We start from the raw sequence: 17740 nt of genomic DNA, 5'->3' as shown, positions 1-17740 counted from the left end.
CCGAACAGCGACGGGCCACCTCATTCGATGAGGCGGCCCGTCGCTGTGCTGTGGTTCAGAGAAACAGGTCGGTGGTGAGTTCGCCGTCACCGGGGACGACGCGGTACTTGTCGAGGTCGGTGATGCCGTGGGCGGCCAGCACGTCGTCATCGATGAAGAAGTTGCCGGAGGTCGCCTTGGCTGGGGAGGTGAGCACCAGGTAGGCGGCGTCGGCGTAGATGTCGGGGGTGCGCGAGGTGGCGACCATCTCCTCGCCGCCGAGCAGATTCTTCACCGCGGCGGTGGCGATGGTGGTGCGCGGCCACAGCGAGTTGACGCCGATGCCGTCGCCCTTCAGCTCCTCCGCCAAACCCAGTGTGGTGAGCGACATTCCGTACTTGGCGATGGTGTAGCCCAGCGAGCTGCCCGCCCACTTGGGGTCGAGGTTCAGCGGCGGGGACAGGGTGAGGATGTGCGGGTTGCGGTCCGCCGCGGCCGATGCGCGCAGGTGCGGGATGCTCAGCTTGGACAGCAGGAAGCTGCCTCGGCAGTTGATGTCCTGCATCAGGTCGTACTTCTTCATCGGCAGCGTATCGGTGGGGGACAGATCGATCGCCGAGGCGTTGTTCACCACGAGATCGATGCCGCCGAACCGCTCGACCGTCTGCCGCACGGCCTCGGCCACCGACTCGTCGCTGCGCACATCGCCGAGGAACGGCAGCACCTGGCCGCCGGCCGCCTCGAGCTCCGCCGCCGCGGTATGGATGGTGCCGGGAAGCTTGGGATGCGGCAGATCGGTCTTGGCGATCAGCGTGATGTTCGCGCCGTCGGCGGCCGCCCGCTTGGCGATTTCCAGACCGATGCCACGGCTACCGCCGGACATGATCAGCGTCCGGCCCGCGAGCGGCTTTGATCCCGATTCCGTCATTGACCTGCTCCTGTCGTCAGCGCCGCAGGCAAGACCCCGCAGCCTTCCACCGTGTGCAGAATAAGCGTAAACCCTCGTCATATGCAACGGGTTGCATAGGGGGTCCGTCGCGCGGGGCGGGCGGTCGCTGATCGCCAACCGCGTGCCACCCGCTCCGCGCTTCTGGTTCAGCGGCGCGAGCTCCGTTCCCGGTAGCCCTGCCGCTGCTGTTTGGTGATGGTTCGCCAGTCGCGTTTGCGCTCGGCCTCCAGACGCTTGTCGGCGCGAGCGGCCATCCAGGCGTTCTCCTTGGCCAGCTTGCGGTAGCTGTCGAGGCGCCGCCGGGCGAGTTCGCCGGTATCGATGGCGGCCAGGACCGCGCAGCCCGGCTCGCCGTTGTGCGCGCAATCGCCGAATCGGCATCCGGCGGCCAGGGATTCGATGTCGCTGAAGGTCTTCTCGATCCCTTCGGCGGCGTCCCACAGCCCGATCCCGCGCAGTCCCGGCGTATCGATGAGCGTGCCGCCGTTGGGCAGCGGCCGCAGCTCCCGATGCACCGTCGTGTGCCTGCCCTTCTTGTCCGCCGCACGAACGGCGTTGGTGGCGAACACTTCCTGACCGAGCAGGGCGTTGGCGAGGGTGGACTTTCCGGCGCCGGACGGGCCGATCAGGGCGACCGTCCCGTCGAGCACAGCGGCGAGCACGTCAAGCCCGGTACCGTTGTTCGCGCTCACCGCGAACACGCTCGCACCCGGCGCGACGGACCGTACGTCGTCGATCGGAATATCCACTGCCGCATCGGCTTTGGTCAGCACTACGACGGGTTGCGCATTGCTCTCCCAGGCCAGCGCGAGCAGCCGCTCTAGCCGCCCGAGGTCGACATCCGCGTCGACCGCGGTGCAGATCAGCACCGTGTCGACATTGGCGGCGAGCACCTGCGCCTGCGACCGCCCGGACACCGATGACCGCATGATCGCCGACCGTCGCGGAAGCAGTTGCCGCACAGCGGGTTCGGCATCGATCGTCACCCAGTCGCCGGTGCACAGCCCGCTGATCTCGGAATCGACCCGGGGACACCGGGCCCGGACGACCCCGGTCGGCGTGGCGACATCACATTCGCTGCGATCCATCCGGATAACCCGGGCTGGTACCCAGGTTTCCTCGATCATCGAGGCATATTCGTCAGCTACGGCTTCGGTCCAGCCGTAAGGAACAAGAAGGTCGTACTCGACCATGATGGAAGAAGTCTTTCGTTGGGCACCGAGCCCAAGGCGGACTCAGCGACGGAAGAATGAGGTGGCGTCCCGTGTGGCGGCGTGCACAAGCACAGCTCGTCCGAACACGACAATCCGAAGGTTCCTAGCCACGGTCAACACCTCCTCGCCTCTCTCGCAGTTGCCCAACTTTGACATGGCTGCGCCACCCGCACAACCGATTTATTACCGCTACGGACGCTGGTCGGGTTTGCCGAATTGCTCGTGGCGGCCGAGGGAGCGCAGGTGGAACCATTCGCGCAGGCCCGCAGGGTCGCGGCGGGTGACGAGGAAGAACCAGGAGAAGCGGATCCATTCCTGGGGCAGCAGCTTGCGCATGCCGGGCTGGGACATGAGGTAGCCGCGGTTGCGGTAGGTGAAGTAGCGCTTTATCGGGTCGTCCGGGTACTGGGTGTGCATGCGGCCGCCGAGGATCGGCTTGAATTCGTCGGCGCCATTGGGGTGCAGGTACGCGGTCCGCAGGCAGGTGCCGAAGGGCAGGCCGGAGCGGACCAGCCTGCGATGCACCTCGACCTCGTCGCCGCGCACGAACAGGCGCAGGTCGGGCACGCCGATCACGTCGACGACCTTGGCGGAGATCAGGGCGCCGTTGAAGAGCGAGGCGATGCCTGGCAGGAAATCCTCGTCGCCGAGCTCGGAACGCCGCCGCCGCCACACCACGCCGCGGCGCAGCGGGAAGGCGAGCTGGTCGGGTTCATTGATGTCGCAGACCACCGGCGACACCTCGACGAGCCCGTGTCGTTTCGCGCAGTCCAGCAGGGTGGCAAGCACATCCGGTCCCTCGGGCCTGCCGTCGTCGTCGGCCAGCCAGACCCAGTCCGCGCCGAGGCTCAGCGCGTGCAGCATGCCGAGCGCGAAACCGCCTGCGCCGCCGAGGTTGTGCGCCGAACCGAGGTAGGTGGCCTCGATCGGCTGATCGCGCACCAGGTCCGCGACCTCGGACTCGTTGGCATTGTCGACCACGATCAGGTGATCGACCGGACGAGCTTGGGACGCAATGACTTTCAAGGACTCCGCGAGCAGCTCGCGCCGCTTGTGGGTCACCACGACGGCTACGATGCGCGCCCCGGGACCGGTCTCCGTTGCCACCTCGTCCGCTTGCGGCACTACGGATTTCGAGGCGGTCGCGGAATCGCCGACGGGCCCCGCCGCGCCACCCTGCTCCGGCGCGGAGTCGACCTGGGCATCCGCCCCGGTCTCGATCGGGGTGTCCTGCCCGGTCGGCTCACTCATGCCTTATTCCGCTCCAGTTCTCGTTCAGTGCCCATGGTCTTCTCGGCTTCCAATTCGCGCTCGGCTTCCAACTCACGCAGCACCGTCGCGACATGGTTGCCCGCGTCCGGACCCTCGTAGGCGCGCACCACTTCTTCGATACCGCCGCGCTGGCGGATCCGTCCGTGATCGATCCACAGCGCGGAATCGCAGAGCTGCGCGAGAAATTCGTTGGAATGACTGGCGAATACCAGGATGCCCGATCGGGCCACCAATTTCTGCAGGCGCAGCCGGGCCTTCTTCATGAATTCGGCGTCCACCGCGCCGATGCCCTCGTCAAGCAGCAGGATCTCCGGGTCGATCGAGGTCACCACGCCCATTGCCAGGCGAACCCGCATACCTGTCGAGTAGGTGCGCAGTGGCATGTACAGGTATTCCTCGAGATCGGTGAAATCGGCGATCTCGTCCATCTTTGCCAGCATGGCCTTGCGCGTCTGCCCGAGGAAAAGGCCGCGGATGATGATGTTCTCGTAACCGGAGATCTCTGGGTCCATGCCGACGCCGAGATCGAAGACCGGCGCGACCCGGCCGCGGATGCGCGCACTTCCCCTTGTCGGTTCGTAAATGCCGGCGAGCAGCCGCAGCAGCGTAGATTTGCCCGCGCCGTTGTGCCCGACCAGGCCGACCCGGTCGCCTTCCTTCAGCGACAGCGTGATGTCGTTCAACGCCTCGACCACAACGACATCGGACTGGTTGCGCCCGATCGCGCCGCCCGCCTTGCCGAGGAACGCTTTCTTCAGCGACCGCGATTTGGCATCGAAGATCGGGAATTCGACCCAGGCCTGACGGGTTTCGATACTCACATGGTCGGTCATCGATCCCCTCCTAAACCCAGTACGGCACGCGCGAACGGAACTGCTTCATCGCGAAGATCGCGACGAGCCAGCCGACCACGGTAATAGAGCCGACGATCACCCAGTGATACAGATGTTGATCCTCGCCGAGCAACGGCGCGCGGATGATCTCCAGGTAGTGGTACGTCGGGACGATCTCGGCCAGCTTCGCGCGGTCGCTGACCTGGCCACCACGATCGGTAAGGCTCTTCGCGCTCCACATCACCGGGGTCAGCACGAATAGCATCAGCGTGAGACTGCCGAGGATCGGCGCGATATCGCGGTAGCGGGTGCTGAAGATGCCGAACACGATCGACACCCACATCGCGTTGAGGAAAAGCAACCCGAGCGCGGGGATGGCGAATATCGCGGTCCAGTGCAGCTTCTCCCACACACCGAATGCGACGAGCACCACGAAATAGATCACCAGGTTGTGCGCGAAGAACAGCAGTTGTCGCCAGACCAGGCGATAGACGTGCACGCTCAACGCCGAGGGCAGCTGTTTGATCAGCCCCTCGTTGGCGATGAAAACATCGGCGCCCTCGAGAATGCTCGCGTTGATCACATTCCAGACGATGATGCCGACTGCCACATAGGGCAGGTATTCCTTGATCGGCTGGTTCAGCAGTGCGGCGTACAGCAGGCCGATCGCCGCGGCCTGCACACCGGTCGCGATGGTGATCCAGAACGGCCCGAGCACCGAACGCCGGTATCGCTGTTTGATGTCCTGCCAGCCGAGCGACAACCACAGTTCCCGCTGCCCGAAACCGATGCGGAAGTCCTTGAACGCGCGCCGGTAGGTCTGCGAATCCGAGGGAAGGGGTTCGGTGTCCACAGGTTCGGCAAGCACGGTTGCCGTCGAGGTCTCGCTTGGACTCACCGGATCCTCTTCCGCCGCGCTGTCATCGGCGCGCACCGCGCTGGGGTTGTCCGAGCGCACCGCGCTGTCGTCGGAGGGATCGTCCTCCGAGCGCGCGGATTCATCTGAGCTGTCATCTGAACGCACTGAGCTCTCTTCAGGACGCCCCGAACCCGTGTCCGAGTCGGGGCGAGCGGCAGCGGCGGGCACGGTGCTCGACACTACCCTTGGACATTCCTGCGTACCCGCCTGGCACACGCGGGTACGCACCTCACAAATACTGCCCGGAGCCGCCCGTCACATGGTTGGCAGGGCCGCCGCGGGGGTCGGCGGCATGGATGCCGGGTGGTAGCGCGCCCTGGCGCATCTGCTCGAGCTGCGCCCGCGCGGCCATCTGCTGCGCGAACAGCGCGGTCTGGATGCCGTGGAACAGGCCCTCCAGCCAGCCGACCAGCTGCGCCTGCGCGATCCGCAGCTCGGCGTCGGACGGAATCGCGTCGTCGGTGAACGGCAGCGTGAGCCGCTCGAGTTCGGCGCGCAGTTCCGGGGCAAGGCCCTGTTCCAGTTCGCGCACCGACGACTTGTGGATTTCCTTGAGCCTGCTGCGGCTCGCGTCGTCGAGCGGAGCCGCGCGTACCTCCTCGAGCAGCTGCTTGATCATGGTGCCGATGCGCATGACCTTCGCGGGCTGCTCGACCATGTCGGCGAGCGATTCGCCGGTATCGTCCCGGTCGTCCGACTCGTCCTTCTTGTCCTCATCGGTCACCACCTGCGCGGTGAAGGGCGCGTCCGCCGCGGCCTCCGCTGGGATGACCAACGGGCGGCCGTCCGGTCCGACAACGACGATGTGGTCCGGTGCCTCATCCGATTGCGTCATGGTCACTATCATGTCGCGTGACTGTCGAACGCGCTAAGTCGGTGTTCACCCCGCCCGCGGATAACCGGCTGCGGCCAGGTTGCCCGGTCCCCGTCATGGCGACCGGCCGGCGTTCTATTCTGTTCGGGTCGTGTGGTTCGGATTTGCTGAAAGTCGGTTGCCATGCTGAGTCCCAGGTCGCTGTGCCCCCGCTATGAAGCGGAGGGGAACGCGGTTACACAGGCTCGCCCGCTGCCCTTAGAGTGGCCAACATGACTTACGACGTCGCGAGGGTTCGGGGCCTGATACCGTCCCTCGGCGACGGCTGGATCCATCTCGACCCGCAAGCGGGCATGCTGGTGCCCGATGCGGTATCTCGCGCCGTCTCAACAGGATTCCGAACTTCCTCTTTTTCGCATATCGGTCGTAATGGTGCGGCGGTGCGCAGCGCCGCCATTCTGGACGCGGCCCGCGAGGCGGTGGCGGATCTGGTCGGCGGCGATCCGGCGGGCGTTGTGCTCGGCCCGGACCGGGCCGTGCTGCTCGCCTGGCTGGCCGAATCGTTGAGCTCGCGGCTCGGCCTCGGCACCGGCATCGTGTTGTCCAGGCTGGACGACGAGGCGAATGTCGCGCCATGGTTGCGCATTGCCAATAGGTACGGCGCGCACGTGCGCTGGGCCGAGGTGGAGATCGAGACCTGCGAGATGCCGTCCTGGCAGTTCGAGGAGTTGATCGGGCCCACCGCGCGGCTGGTCGCGCTCACCGCCGCCTCGCCGATCGTCGGCTCCGCGCCCGCGGTCCGGGTAGCCGCGGACCGGGTGCACGAGGTGGGCGGCCTGCTCGTCGCGGACGCCTTCGGCGCGGCGCCCTACGCGCTGATCGACATCGACGAACTCAATGCCGACGTGGTCGCGCTCAGCGCGCCCGCCTGGGGCGGTCCGCAGATCGGCGCGCTGGTGTTCCGCGATCCGGCCTTCCTCGACCGGATTCCCTCGATGTCGTTGAACCCCTACGCGAAAGGTGCCGAGCGGCTCGAGGTCGGCGGCCACCAGTACGCCCTGCTCGCCGGGCTGACCACCTCGATCGACTTCCTCGCCGGACTCGACGAGCGGGCTCGGGGCAGCAGGCGCCAGCGCCTGGAAATGTCGATCACCTCGCTGCAGGACTACCACGATCAGCTGTTCGAGCACCTGATGGACGTGCTGGACAAGATCGCGAACCTGACCGTGATCGGCCGCGCCTCCACCCGAATCCCCACCGTCAGTTTCACTCTCGCTGGCATGCAGGCCGAGAAGGTCGCCGCCAAACTCGCCGACAACCGCATCGGCACCCTCAGCGGAGTGCACGGCGGCAGCCGCCTGCTCGACGCGCTCGGCGTCAACGACGAGGGCGGCGCGGTCACCATCGGCCTTGCGCCCTACACCACCAAGTTCGAGATCGACCAGCTCGGCCGCGCCCTCGGAGCTTTGGAGTAAACCCCCACTGCCGCAGGGGTTTACGGTGTTCGGGTCAGAGATCCCGCACTCGCAGAACAACTTTGCCGAAGGCCTCGCTGGATTCCAGTAGGCGATGGGCCTCGCTTGCCTCGGCGATCGGCACCTCAGCGTGGATGACCGGCACAATGCTGCCGTCGGCGACCAGCGGCCACAGGTTACCGCGCACTTCCGCGATGATCTCGGCCTTGCTGCCGTGGCCGGTGACCGGCCGGTTGCGCACGTTGGTGGCGTGCACGGTGCCCCACTTGCGCAGCAGCGCAGCGACATTCAGCTCGCCGTTGACGCCGCCCTGCATGCCGATGATCGCCAGGCGCCCGAAATTCGCCAGTGCGTCGACATTGCGGGACAGGTAGGCCGCGCCCATGTTGTCCAGGATGACGTCGGCGCCGCCCTCGGCCTGCACCGCGGCGACGAAATCGTCCTCCCGGTAGTTGATCAGCACGCTCGCGCCGAGGTCCTTGCACCGCGCCAGCTTGTCGGCCGAGCCAGCGGTGACCGCGACCCGCGCGCCGAGGCTGCGCGCCACCTGGATGGCATGCGTGCCGATGCCGCTGCCGCCTCCATGGATCAACAGCAGCTGGCCCGACCGCAGCCCCGCCGTCATCACCAGGTTCGACCACACCGTCGCGGCCACCTCGGGCAACCCGGCGGCCGCGCCGAGATCAAGGCCCGCCGGTACCGGCAGCAGCTGCGTCGCGGGCGCGACCACCTTCTCGGCGTACCCACCGCCGGACAGCAGCGCGCAGACCCGATCGCCGACCTGCCAGTCGCGCACGCCGTCACCGAGTTCGGCGATGACACCGGACACCTCGAGGCCGATGATCTCGCTGGCACCCGGCGGTGGCGGATAAAGCCCTTGGCGTTGCATCGTGTCGGCCCGGTTCACCCCGGCGGCCGCCACCTCGATCAGCACCTCACCATGTCCGGGCACCGGATCTGGCGCGTCCGCCAACACCATCGCCTCGGGCCCGCCGGAACCATTCAGCTTGATTGCTCGCACGAGCTCCATAGTGCTCCCGCCCATCCCGCCGTGCGCCGCGGGGCCCTCGCGGGCGCGTGTCGGCGAGCGCGCCGAAGACACAGCGCGCCCTCGCGAGCGTCTTGCCCAATCCGGGCCCGCCGCCTTCCGCTGAGTGATACTTCTTTCCCCACAGGGAATTTCCGCAGTTGAGACCGACATAGAATGAGCACCGTGCATCCCGAACCGAGCAGTCCCGTGGCGGCCGAACCGAGGTGGCTCACCCCGGCGCAGCAGCGGGCCTGGCGGGCCTACATGGATGGGCACCAGCGCCTGATGACCGCGCTGAACCGTCAGCTACAGCGCGACAGCGACCTGAGCGTCGCCGAATACCGCATCCTGGTTCTGCTGTCCGAAGCCCCGGGCCGCGCCCTGCGGATGAGCGAACTGGCCGACGGCGTGCTCTCCTCCCGCAGCCGCCTCACCCACCAGATCCGGCGCCTGGAAGCCGAGCGCATGGTGCGCCGCAACACCTGCCTCGAAGACGGCCGCGGCGTCCTCGCCGAGCTCACCGAGGAAGGTCAGCGCCGCCTCGAAGCCGCAGCTCCCGGCCACGTCGAAGCCGTCCGCCGCGACTTCGTCGACCTGCTCACTGCGCACCAGCTAGAGGTCATCGCCGAAGTCTTCGCTCGCGTCGATGAGGAAATCGGCACGCGCCCCGCCTGAGCCGTCCGCTACCATCGTGATTCTGGAGACGTGGCAGAGCGGCCGAATGCACTCGCCTTGAAAGCGAGCGTCGAGAGATCGACCGGGGGTTCAAATCCCTCCGTCTCCGCTGAGAAGACCGCAGGTCGAGGCTGATTCTGCGGTTGGCGAGCAACGGAACCCGTTGTGTTCGAACGCTTTACCGGGCAGGATCCGGTCGTGTGATGAAAAGACGAATCCATGGAGCCATCCTGCTGGCCGCGTCCGCTACGGCCGTGACGTTCGCCCCCTTTACCGCAGCCCCCGCCCTCGCGGCCTCGCCGTTCCGGGCCCCCGATGTCACCTTCGAGGTCACCGCACCGGGCACGGTGACGGCGACGCTGCACAACCCGAACGACCGGGGCCAGTGCTGGGCGGAGGCCGGCGTCGGCCCCGACAAGAACCACGTCTTCTTCGGCGAGGGCAAGCTGGAATCGCTGGCCCAGCCCAATCAGACGATCAAGACCTCGCTGACCGGTCTCGAGCCGGGCTCCACCATCACGGCACGGGGCGGGTGCGCCGACACCAGCTCCGCGGGCGGATACGAGTTGGGTGATGGAGTCGACATCGTCGTCACCCCCGCCGCCCCGAAGCCGCCGACCGGTAGCTTCGGGAGCTAGCCTCCCTGGCTGACCGCCACGACGAGCGGCGCGGGCTCCGGCGGTGTCCATCGCCGACCCTCGCGCCCCTCGTCGGCGCTCGCCGCTTGCTGAAAACAGCCGCGCTGCTGGCAATCGGCGAGTTTGTCGCTCGCGACGTCGGGTAACCGGCCGTCGACTGGGCGATGTCGGGCTCCCCATGCGTCGAGCGTGACATCGAAACCATCAAGGACGGGAGACGCCGATGAGCGACGAGGAACATCGCGCCGACGACAGGACCGATGCCGACAAGCCGATCGTGCGCGGGCCGATCGACGAGGAGGCGCTGCGCGCGGATCGTGGCGAGGCCAGAGAGCAACTCGGGCAACCGGTTTCGGAGTCGATCGACAAGGGCCGGGCGGCGGACAAACCGAACGATACTGCGGATGCCGGGCGCGAGAAAGTACGCAAGGCCGTCGACTCTGCGCGGGAAACGGCCACTGAGACAACCGAAGCCGCCGCCGAGAAGGCCGGGCAGGCAAAAGAAGTTGCGAGCCGGACAACGGCCGAGACCAAGGCGGCCGCAAGCAAGAAGGCTGCCGCGACCAAGCAGGCCGCGAGTCAGAAGGCTGCGGAGACAAAGGAATCCGTGAGCCAGAAGGCCGCGGAGACAAAGGAATCCGCGAGCCAGAAGGCCGCGGAGACAAAGGAATCCGCGAGCCAGATCGCCGCCGAGGCCAAGGACTCCGCGAGCCGTAAGGCGGCCGAAGCGACGGAAGCCACCAGCCGCGACGCGGCCGAGGCAGCGGCGGCCGCGCGCGAGCAGGCCGCACAGGCGAAGGAATCCGCGAGCCGATCAGCGGCCCAGGCCAAGCAGGTGCTCGAGGAGAAGACCGAGCAGGCCAAGGCGCAGACGCGTGAGCTGGCCGACAAGGTCGAGGCCGCGACGCCCGAGCCGGTCGCCGAATACGGCAGGCAGGCTGCGGCTGTGGCCCGCCGACAGCCCGCCGCAATCGCCGGAGCCGCGGTGCTTGCCGCCCTGGTCGTCTGGTGGATCCTGCGCAGGCGGCTATCGTGAAGACGCGCTAGCTACGGCGGCAACCGCCTCAGTCCTGCGCGTCTCCGCTGAAATCCCGGCGGACGAAGTTGGGGCGGATATCGAGATCCGGCGGGTCGTAATACCGATGGAACGTCGGCGTCAGACCCGAGGAGATCGGCGGATTGATCCAACTCCAGTCGGTGGGGCAGGTGCGCCCCGCGGTCTCCTCCCGTTTGACGTGATCGCAGAACTGTTTGGCCACCGTGTGGTGGTCGACGATGTACACCCCCGCCTTACGGAAGCTGTGCAGCACCGCGCGGTTGAGTTCGACCAGGGCCGAGTCGCGCCACAGCGTGCGCTCGGATCGCGTGTCGAGGCACATCATCTCGGCGATCAGCGGCAGCATGTTGTAGCGATTGGTGTCGCTGAGATTGCGTGCGCCGATCTCCGCGCCCATGTACCAGCCGTTGAACGGCGCGAACGGGTAAGTGACGCCGCCGACTTCGAGGTTCATGTTGGAGACCGCGGGCAACGCGTGCCAGCGCAGGCCGAGTCCGGCGAACCACTCGAACTCCGGATGCTCCAGCTCCACCTCGCGGGCCAGCTCCGGTGGCACATCGAACCAGCGGATCGGCTCGTCCGGCGTGCTGATCAGTAGCGGCAGAATGTCGAATGGTGTTCTGGCACCGCGCCATCCGAGCTTCATGGCGAATTCGGTGAGCGCCACATTGGCCGCGTCGCCGATGACCGAGCCGTCGCCGTTGCGATATCCCGCGTATCGGATGAGCTGCGGGCTGACGACCCGGAATTCACGCCCGTCGGCCTGTCGCGGCGGCCCGACGGTGATCAACGATTGAATGGCGCCGCCATTGGTTGCCATTTGCAGATGCTGCCAGCAGACCTCGGCAAGCTCGCGTGCGGACCGCACCCGCCGCGCGTCGAGCAATTTCAGTGAGCGCCAATGTTTTCGGCCGACGCAGCGGGCGTGATTACGCCACGCGAGCTTGGCTCCGATCAGGATCTCCTCAGCGGTCTGCAGGTAGCCGCCGGTTTGTTCGAGTTGCTCCAGCGCGGTGCGGCGGCGCTGGGACGACAGGTGTGCCAATTCCGGCATGCGGAAGAATTCATCGCACTCGCGTAGCCGACGTTTCAGGTCGGTGCTGAAAGGCTTTGTGTCAGGTGAGTTTTCGAACGGTGGAACAGGTAACACAGGATTCACGGTTTTCTCCGGTCGGGCATAGGTACTGCGGTGAAACAGACGAGTTCGAGCGGGAGAATTCGCGCAGGCGCACGGCCGACACCGGCACTCGGCGGGGGGCCGCGCGAGCGGGTCGGCACTGTAATGCCGCGAAATAGCTTCGGCTCGACGATGAGTGCGATTGCGCCGGGTCTGTCCCGACTCCGTACCGAGCGGCCGGTCTGCTTGCTGTGCATACGCGCAGCGAGGTGACCTTGGTGCCGATGGTGCGGATCCACGATCATGCTCGTCCTTGTTCATGCCCGGAAAAGGCCCGGAGAGTAGCGTACGGCGGGTGTGCTGGCAGTGTGCCCAGATTTGCTGGATTTGCTGGGTTGGCCCAAGTCGCGGACTGAAATCGGGTGTCGTCGAGTCCCATTGACGACGAATATGGTTCGGGTAGCCGGGGTTTGCTGCGCGCGGAACGGCCATCGATATCGCGCCGCACAAGATCGGCAGGGCCGCGCGTGCCGGTCGGTCGGCTTATTGGTGATCTCGGCTACATCGGTGACGAACTCGTTTTGTCCACTCGGCGATCGCATTCGCGGTATCCAGCTCGGCTGGAGTGCAACGGCACTGGCAGCGGCGAATTACAGACCAAACGTGGTGCTGGTCACACCTGATGACGACCCGCTATTGCTGAACGGTTGATCTCCGCATTTCTGGCAGGATGGGTCGCATGCTGTCTCGGCGTGGGGTGCGGCGCTGGGTTTCCGGCGTCTTGGTCAGCGCGGCACTGGTTTCCGGTGCTGTGGTGTTCGGCGCTCCCCAGTCGTCGGCGACACCCTCGGACCCTTCCAAACCAAGCACCGGCTCCTCCGACGGCCCAGGCCCGGCCGAGCCGACCACGGACCGACCCGCGAAACCGGCGATCGACCACATCGAACCGATCAACGATCGGTGGCTGCGCGTCTTCGTCGACTCGCCCGCCATGAGCCGCACCGTCGAGGTGCAGGTGCTGCTGCCGAGGGACACGTCGAAACCGCGGCCGACCGTCTACATGCTCGACGGTCGCAGCGCGAACCCGACCAGCAACAACTGGACCGACCAGGGTCACGCGGACCGCTTCTTCGAGGACAAAGACGTCAACGTCGTGCTGACCGTCGGCGGCCCGGCCAGCTTCTACACCGACTGGAAGAAGCCCGATCCGGTACTCGGCACGAACATGTGGGACACCTTCCTGGCCCGCGAGCTGCCGCCGCTGATCGACGCCAAGTTCAAGGGCAACGGGCGCAACGCCGTGATGGGTGTCTCCATGGGCGCCGAGGCCGCGATGATGCTGTCCATCCGGCACCCGCAGCTGTACACGGCGATCGCGGCGCACAGCGGCTGCTTCTCCATGGGCACCGACCTCGGCCAGGCACAGGCAAGGGCCGTGATCGCCACCTATCAGGGCGAGCCGGACAACATGTTCGGCCCGCAGGACGACCCGGCCTGGCTCGACCATGACGTGACGCTGCACGCGGAAGCGCTGCGCGGCAAGACGATCTACATGTCCGTCGGCAGCGGTGTGCCAGGCATCCACGACGTGCCGGGCGAACCGGACGTCGACGTGCCGACCGCCATCAGCTTCGGCGGCCCGCTCGAGGCCGCGACCAATGCCTGCACACGTCGGCTCACCGATCGACTGCACGCCCTCGGCATCCCGGTGACCGCGGACTTCCGGGCGACCGGAACCCACTCGTGGCCCTATTGGGCCGACGAGTTGGTCCAGTCGTGGCCGGTCATCGCTGGCGCCCTCGGCACCCGCGGCTAGATCCCACGGCGCTCGGCGGCTAGATCGCTCGGCGCTGAATCGCTCGGCGTCCGCGGCTAGATCGCTCGGCCCTCGCGGCTAGATCGAGAAGCGTTCGAGCACAGCGGGATCGGTGGCGAAGCTCAGGAACAGATCGTTCTCGTGCGGGTCGCCGGTGGTGACCCGCACCCCGTCGGCGCCATAGGGACGCACCAGCACGCCCGCCTCCGCGCTCGCCTCGCCGAACTCGGCGCTGCGCTCGCCGAGTGGCAGCCAGACGAAGTTGGTCTCGCTCGGCGGCACCTGATAGCCCGCCGCCAGCAGCGCGTCGCGCACGCGGTCCCGTTCGATCACGAGAGTGTGTGTGCGGTCGAGCAATTCGTGCCGCGCGTCCAGCGAGGCGATCGCCGCGGCCTGCGCGATCCGGTTGACGCTGAACGGGATGTGCACCTTCATCAGCGCCGTTATCACAGCCGGATCGCCCACCGCGTAACCGGCGCGCAGCCCGGCCAGCCCGTAGGCCTTCGAGAAGGTGCGCAGCACAACGACATTCGGCCGGGTGCGACCGAGCTCGATGCCGTCCGGGTAGTCCTCGGTCGCGAGCCGCATGTACTCGAAGTACGCCTCATCGAGCACGATCAGCACCCGTTCGGGCACCGCGTCGAGGAAGCGGGTCAGCTCGGCCTTGCCGAGCGCGGTGCCGGTCGGGTTGTTCGGGTTGCAGACGAAGATCAGCTTGGTCCGCTCGGTGACCGCCGCGGCCAGCGCGTCGAGGTCGTGCGCGTAGTCCGGGGTGAGCGGCACCTGAACGGCGGTCGCGTTGCCGACCTTGGTGACGATCGGATACGCCTCGAACGAGCGCCAGGCGAACAGCACCTCGTCGGTCGGCGCGTCGCAGGTGATCTGCACCAGTTCCTGGCACAGCGCGACGCTGCCGCAGCCGACCGCGACGTTCGCCTGGGTGACGCCGAGGAAGTCGGCGAGCGCGTTGCGCAATTCGACGGCCTGGTTGTCCGGATACCGGTTCGCCAGCTCGGCCGCCTCGGCGATGGCCTTGGCGGCGGCGGGCAGCGGACCGAAGGTGGTCTCGTTGCTGGCCAGCTTGACCGCGCCGGGATGGTCGCGGCCGGGGACATACGCCGGAATCGAGTCGAGGTCCGGCCGGGTTGACGCTGTCACACACCAACCATAGGTGGCGCGTCACAAAGCATGGATCGCGTACCGGAATTTCTGCGGCGGATAGGCCCCCAACAGCAATTTCTACCGAAGATCACGAAGTCGCCCTACGCTGGTTTCATGTCGGGCACCTACAACGATCTTGCCCCTTTACGCTGCGACGAGCTGTCGCCCGAACTCGAGACCGACGCGAAACGCCGGGCCGCCGATACCCAGGTGCCCATCATCGTGGTCGAACCCGAGGGCAACGCCCGCGGCGGGATCGTGATGCTGCACGAATCCCGCGAGTTCACCGGCGCGCTGCTCGCCCTGATGAGCGCGCTCGCCTCCGAGGGCTGGACGGTCGTCGCGCCCAATCTGTTCCATCGGACCAGCCGCGACCCGGTCCGGGCGGTGTTCGGCGACGAACTCTTCGACGACTTCGACGCCTGCTTCGACTGGCTGACCCGGCACGGCGTCTTTCCCGACACCATCGGGGTGCTCGGCTTCGACTCCGCTGGCACCGCCGCGTTCCTGGTCGCCACCAACCGCCCGGTCGGCGCGGCGGTCAGCGTCGCGGCACCCGGCATCATCGAGCCACTCACCGAGCAGGCCGACGCCCTCGTCCGGGTGGCCCCGCACCTGCAGGCGCCATGGCTCGGCCTGTTCGGCGCCGACGACCCGGCCACCCCGCCCGTCGAGGTCGAGCGGCTGCGCGACGCGACCGGCCGTGCCGCCGTGGCGAGCCTGGTCATCAGCTACCCGGGCCTGCGTCATCGAGCCGACCATCCGGCCATCGAAGACGAGTACGGTCTCGTCGACTCACATACCCGGATTTTCGACTGGTTCGACAGCAACTTACGCTGATAACCAGCCGTTTTGCGATCTGGACAACGGCTACTGTAATCTTCATGCTCGGCGGTTCGAAAGGACCGGTGCCCTCGAAAGAGAAGGCTCCAGGAGGCGTGCCAGAGCGGCCGAATGGGACTCACTGCTAATGAGTTGTCCCTTCACGGGGACCGGAGGTTCAAATCCTCTCGCCTCCGCCACAACCCGGGAAACCGGTACACAACTGAATGACCATGCGGCTGTAGCTCAACGGATAGAGCATCTGACTACGGATCAGAAGGTTAGGGGTTCGAATCCCTTCAGCCGCACAAGATGAAAGCCCTGGCGATCCAACTGCCAGGGCTTTCGTCATTTCATGCAACATCGGCGTCGCCGAGAGCGGGCGCAATTTCGCCGTCATCCCGCACTTTCCCCGCAGTTGGATGCTCACCGGCGAACCGTTCCAAGGCCGGCGTCGAGTCGGGCACCAGCAGCTCCCGCTCGACGTAGCTCTCCTCGGTCACCTTCGAACCGCGCCGATGTCCCAGCTGCAAGCCCGCCTGACCGACACCGTATTCGCGGGTGATCACCGTCGCCACCGTCTTGCGGAACGTCTTCGGTACCACCCACGCGTAGGTCTCGCCGCGGGCATCGCGCCACGTTCTACGAAAGTTCGCCGGACTGCGCCAGGTGCCTGCACGAGACGGGAAGATCGGCGATTCGTCGTCCTCGCCCCAGTCCTCGGCACCCATCTCGATCAGCACCGTCACCGCGAAACCCGGAAGGACTGCCGAACGTTTCCCATCGTCTCCGGTTTTCGTGTGTGCTTGGCGAAAAGCGCCTACCCCTTTGCCGCCCTGTTTGACGGTGCCGAAGATGTCGATGGTCCACCGTTCGCCGGGCCGCTTCGGACGATGGACATCGCATTTGCGGAACCCCAGGGCTTCACTGGGGCGTGCACCGGAACCCAGCATCAAGTCACCGATCCGGACAATGTCAGGATCACGCGCCGGTCCATGGGTGTAGGCAGGTGTACCCGGAATGGCTTCCCCGCGTAGCCATGTGCGCAACTGGGCGCGCAGCCCTTCCAGCTGATCCTGTTTGAGCGATACCGGGTTGGTTCGATCGCGTCGGATGGGCTTTGTCCCGGAGACGGGATGATCACCGGGCTTGATCGCACCATGACGAATCGCCAGGTCCATCATCCCGGACACGATCACCCGATGAAACCGCGCCTTCTGCTTGAATCCAGCAGCCAGGATCGCCTTCTCGTGCTGGTCGTAGCGAGGTGCGGTGAGATCCTTCACCGACAGGTTCGCGAAAACGATCTTCACCCGCAGTGTGCCGGGCTTGTACCTGGCATCCGGCGTGCCGTCCTTTCGCAGACGCGGTGTCGACGGCTCGATCTCCTCTCGATACCGATTCACCGTGTAAGTGTCGATACCGTCGTCGGCCTCACATTCCTTCAGCCAGAGATCGGCCAGATCCGGGATCTTCGTGTCCGGGGTAATGAGGTTGCTGCCGCCGCCGACCTGCTCGTTCAGCTCCTTGATGTAGTTCTTCAGCGCTGCTTTGGCCGCTGCCTTGCTCGTGCCGGTCTTCTCTCGCTGGAGAATTACGCCGTCCGAGGGGCGACGCCAACGACCTCGGGCGCGATAACCCACGATCTTGCCGTTCTTCTTGATGGCGGTGTAGCTGATATCGCCAAGATCGCCCAACGGCATTTCTGGTCTGCCACCACGGGTACTCATCAGGCAGCTGCCTGGTACTGGGCGTCTTGCCAGGCGATGACGTCAGTCTCGCGGTAGCGGCACTTCCCACCGACCTTCACGAAGCGTGGCCCCTTCGGCGGTACCTCGACAGCCCAATTTGCCAGCGTCTTCACCGAGAAGCGCGTCCGTGCAGCGACCTCCGCGCGAGTCAGCCAGCACAAACCCGATAGTTCGCCCGCTGCGTTCACCGAACCTACTGAATTGCTCATGATCGCCTC

Annotated in this window: 17 protein-coding genes and 3 tRNA genes; 9 read left to right on the top strand and 11 right to left on the bottom strand. The window is 66.4% G+C overall.

Annotation, left to right across the window (positions count from 1 at the left end):
- Nucleotides 1-55 precede the first annotated feature (55 nt).
- From OG203_RS24220 to OG203_RS24195, 6 genes are all read right to left on the bottom strand, one after another.
- Nucleotides 56-907 carry an SDR family oxidoreductase gene (locus OG203_RS24220; protein WP_405159560.1) on the bottom strand — a complete coding sequence of 284 codons (852 nt, stop codon included), beginning with the start codon at nt 905-907 and terminating at the stop codon, nt 56-58.
- A 167-nt stretch (nt 908-1074) separates the two neighbouring features.
- Nucleotides 1075-2121 carry a ribosome small subunit-dependent GTPase A gene (gene rsgA / locus OG203_RS24215; RefSeq protein WP_405159559.1) on the bottom strand — a complete coding sequence of 349 codons (1047 nt, stop codon included), beginning with the start codon at nt 2119-2121 and terminating at the stop codon, nt 1075-1077.
- 210 nt (nt 2122-2331) lie between these two features.
- On the bottom strand, nt 2332-3393 hold the full coding sequence (locus OG203_RS24210) for a glycosyltransferase (protein WP_405159558.1): 1062 nt from the start codon (nt 3391-3393) through the stop codon (nt 2332-2334).
- The gene (locus OG203_RS24205; RefSeq protein WP_405159557.1) at nt 3390-4247 is read right to left on the bottom strand and encodes an ABC transporter ATP-binding protein; all 858 of its coding nucleotides are present in this window, start codon (nt 4245-4247) and stop codon (nt 3390-3392) included. Before OG203_RS24205 ends, OG203_RS24210 begins: the two co-directional genes overlap by 4 nt.
- A 10-nt stretch (nt 4248-4257) precedes the next feature.
- Complete coding sequence (locus OG203_RS24200; RefSeq protein WP_405167988.1) at nt 4258-5115, bottom strand: ABC transporter permease; 858 nt, start codon at nt 5113-5115, stop codon at nt 4258-4260.
- A gap of 280 nt (nt 5116-5395) precedes the next feature.
- Nucleotides 5396-6001 (bottom strand): bacterial proteasome activator family protein, encoded by a 606-nt coding sequence (locus OG203_RS24195; protein ID WP_378718045.1) that lies wholly within the window; start codon nt 5999-6001, stop codon nt 5396-5398.
- A gap of 251 nt (nt 6002-6252) precedes the next feature.
- Here OG203_RS24195 and OG203_RS24190 point away from each other — a divergent pair, with 251 nt between their 5' ends.
- Complete coding sequence (locus OG203_RS24190; RefSeq protein WP_405159556.1) at nt 6253-7455, top strand: cysteine desulfurase-like protein; 1203 nt, start codon at nt 6253-6255, stop codon at nt 7453-7455.
- A 34-nt stretch (nt 7456-7489) separates the two neighbouring features.
- Here the strand turns inward: OG203_RS24190 and OG203_RS24185 are convergent, their stop codons facing one another.
- Entirely contained in the window at nt 7490-8476 is a 987-nt protein-coding gene (locus OG203_RS24185; RefSeq protein ID WP_405159555.1) for an NAD(P)H-quinone oxidoreductase, read from the bottom strand.
- Nucleotides 8477-8659: 183 nt separating this feature from the next.
- Here OG203_RS24185 and OG203_RS24180 point away from each other — a divergent pair, with 183 nt between their 5' ends.
- The 4 genes from OG203_RS24180 (at nt 8660) to OG203_RS24165 (ending at nt 10834) form a co-directional block, all read left to right on the top strand.
- On the top strand, nt 8660-9160 hold the full coding sequence (locus OG203_RS24180; protein ID WP_405159554.1) for a MarR family winged helix-turn-helix transcriptional regulator: 501 nt from the start codon (nt 8660-8662) through the stop codon (nt 9158-9160).
- 24 nt (nt 9161-9184) lie between these two features.
- A tRNA-Ser gene (locus OG203_RS24175) sits at nt 9185-9269 on the top strand.
- A 94-nt stretch (nt 9270-9363) separates the two neighbouring features.
- Nucleotides 9364-9798: a hypothetical protein gene (locus tag OG203_RS24170; protein WP_405159553.1), complete on the top strand. Its 435-nt coding sequence runs from the start codon at nt 9364-9366 to the stop codon at nt 9796-9798.
- A gap of 223 nt (nt 9799-10021) precedes the next feature.
- Entirely contained in the window at nt 10022-10834 is an 813-nt protein-coding gene (locus tag OG203_RS24165; protein WP_405159552.1) for a hypothetical protein, read from the top strand.
- A 28-nt stretch (nt 10835-10862) separates the two neighbouring features.
- Here OG203_RS24165 and OG203_RS24160 read toward each other — a convergent pair whose 3' ends face one another.
- A complete protein-coding gene (locus OG203_RS24160) occupies nt 10863-11948 on the bottom strand; it encodes a nitric oxide synthase oxygenase (protein ID WP_405167987.1) in 1086 nt (361 codons plus the stop codon).
- Between the two features lie 763 nt (nt 11949-12711).
- Here OG203_RS24160 and OG203_RS24155 point away from each other — a divergent pair.
- Nucleotides 12712-13788 (top strand): alpha/beta hydrolase, encoded by a 1077-nt coding sequence (locus OG203_RS24155; protein WP_405159551.1) that lies wholly within the window; start codon nt 12712-12714, stop codon nt 13786-13788.
- Nucleotides 13789-13866: 78 nt separating this feature from the next.
- On the opposite strand, the gene hisC is transcribed toward OG203_RS24155, so the two are convergent.
- Nucleotides 13867-14946, bottom strand: coding sequence for a histidinol-phosphate transaminase (hisC, locus tag OG203_RS24150; RefSeq protein WP_405159550.1), 1080 nt, complete (start codon nt 14944-14946; stop codon nt 13867-13869).
- A gap of 117 nt (nt 14947-15063) precedes the next feature.
- Here hisC and OG203_RS24145 point away from each other — a divergent pair, with 117 nt between their 5' ends.
- From OG203_RS24145 to OG203_RS24135, 3 genes are all read left to right on the top strand, one after another.
- Entirely contained in the window at nt 15064-15789 is a 726-nt protein-coding gene (locus tag OG203_RS24145; RefSeq protein WP_405159549.1) for a dienelactone hydrolase family protein, read from the top strand.
- Nucleotides 15790-15881: 92 nt separating this feature from the next.
- Nucleotides 15882-15971: transfer RNA gene (locus OG203_RS24140), tRNA-Ser, on the top strand.
- A 35-nt stretch (nt 15972-16006) separates the two neighbouring features.
- A tRNA-Arg gene (locus OG203_RS24135) sits at nt 16007-16079 on the top strand.
- A 45-nt stretch (nt 16080-16124) separates the two neighbouring features.
- On the opposite strand, the gene OG203_RS24130 is transcribed toward OG203_RS24135, so the two are convergent.
- Nucleotides 16125-17501, bottom strand: a complete 1377-nt coding sequence (locus OG203_RS24130; protein ID WP_405159548.1) for a hypothetical protein — start codon at nt 17499-17501, stop codon at nt 16125-16127.
- The gene (locus tag OG203_RS24125; protein WP_405159547.1) at nt 17501-17731 is read right to left on the bottom strand and encodes a helix-turn-helix transcriptional regulator; all 231 of its coding nucleotides are present in this window, start codon (nt 17729-17731) and stop codon (nt 17501-17503) included. Before OG203_RS24125 ends, OG203_RS24130 begins: the two co-directional genes overlap by 1 nt.
- Nucleotides 17732-17740 lie beyond the last annotated feature (9 nt).

Source organism: Nocardia sp. NBC_01499 (genome assembly GCF_045040275.1).
GTDB lineage: Bacteria > Actinomycetota > Actinomycetes > Mycobacteriales > Mycobacteriaceae > Nocardia.
The sequence above is the reverse complement of the archived record's forward strand: the minus strand, read 5'-3'. Positions and strand labels throughout refer to the sequence as shown.

What these genes read in the sequence shown, in the direction of transcription:
- OG203_RS24220 (WP_405159560.1), bottom strand. Translation starts at nt 907, where the DNA reads ATGACGGAATCGGGATCAAAGCCGCTCGCGGGCCGGACGCTGATCATG.
- rsgA (WP_405159559.1), bottom strand. Translation starts at nt 2,121, where the DNA reads ATGGTCGAGTACGACCTTCTTGTTCCTTACGGCTGGACCGAAGCCGTA.
- OG203_RS24210 (WP_405159558.1), bottom strand. Translation starts at nt 3,393, where the DNA reads ATGAGTGAGCCGACCGGGCAGGACACCCCGATCGAGACCGGGGCGGAT.
- OG203_RS24205 (WP_405159557.1), bottom strand. Translation starts at nt 4,247, where the DNA reads ATGACCGACCATGTGAGTATCGAAACCCGTCAGGCCTGGGTCGAATTC.
- OG203_RS24195 (WP_378718045.1), bottom strand. Translation starts at nt 6,001, where the DNA reads ATGACGCAATCGGATGAGGCACCGGACCACATCGTCGTTGTCGGACCG.
- OG203_RS24190 (WP_405159556.1), top strand. Translation starts at nt 6,253, where the DNA reads ATGACTTACGACGTCGCGAGGGTTCGGGGCCTGATACCGTCCCTCGGC.
- OG203_RS24180 (WP_405159554.1), top strand. Translation starts at nt 8,660, where the DNA reads ATGAGCACCGTGCATCCCGAACCGAGCAGTCCCGTGGCGGCCGAACCG.
- OG203_RS24170 (WP_405159553.1), top strand. Translation starts at nt 9,364, where the DNA reads ATGAAAAGACGAATCCATGGAGCCATCCTGCTGGCCGCGTCCGCTACG.
- OG203_RS24165 (WP_405159552.1), top strand. Translation starts at nt 10,022, where the DNA reads ATGAGCGACGAGGAACATCGCGCCGACGACAGGACCGATGCCGACAAG.
- OG203_RS24155 (WP_405159551.1), top strand. Translation starts at nt 12,712, where the DNA reads ATGCTGTCTCGGCGTGGGGTGCGGCGCTGGGTTTCCGGCGTCTTGGTC.
- OG203_RS24145 (WP_405159549.1), top strand. Translation starts at nt 15,064, where the DNA reads ATGTCGGGCACCTACAACGATCTTGCCCCTTTACGCTGCGACGAGCTG.
- OG203_RS24130 (WP_405159548.1), bottom strand. Translation starts at nt 17,501, where the DNA reads ATGAGTACCCGTGGTGGCAGACCAGAAATGCCGTTGGGCGATCTTGGC.
- OG203_RS24125 (WP_405159547.1), bottom strand. Translation starts at nt 17,731, where the DNA reads ATGAGCAATTCAGTAGGTTCGGTGAACGCAGCGGGCGAACTATCGGGT.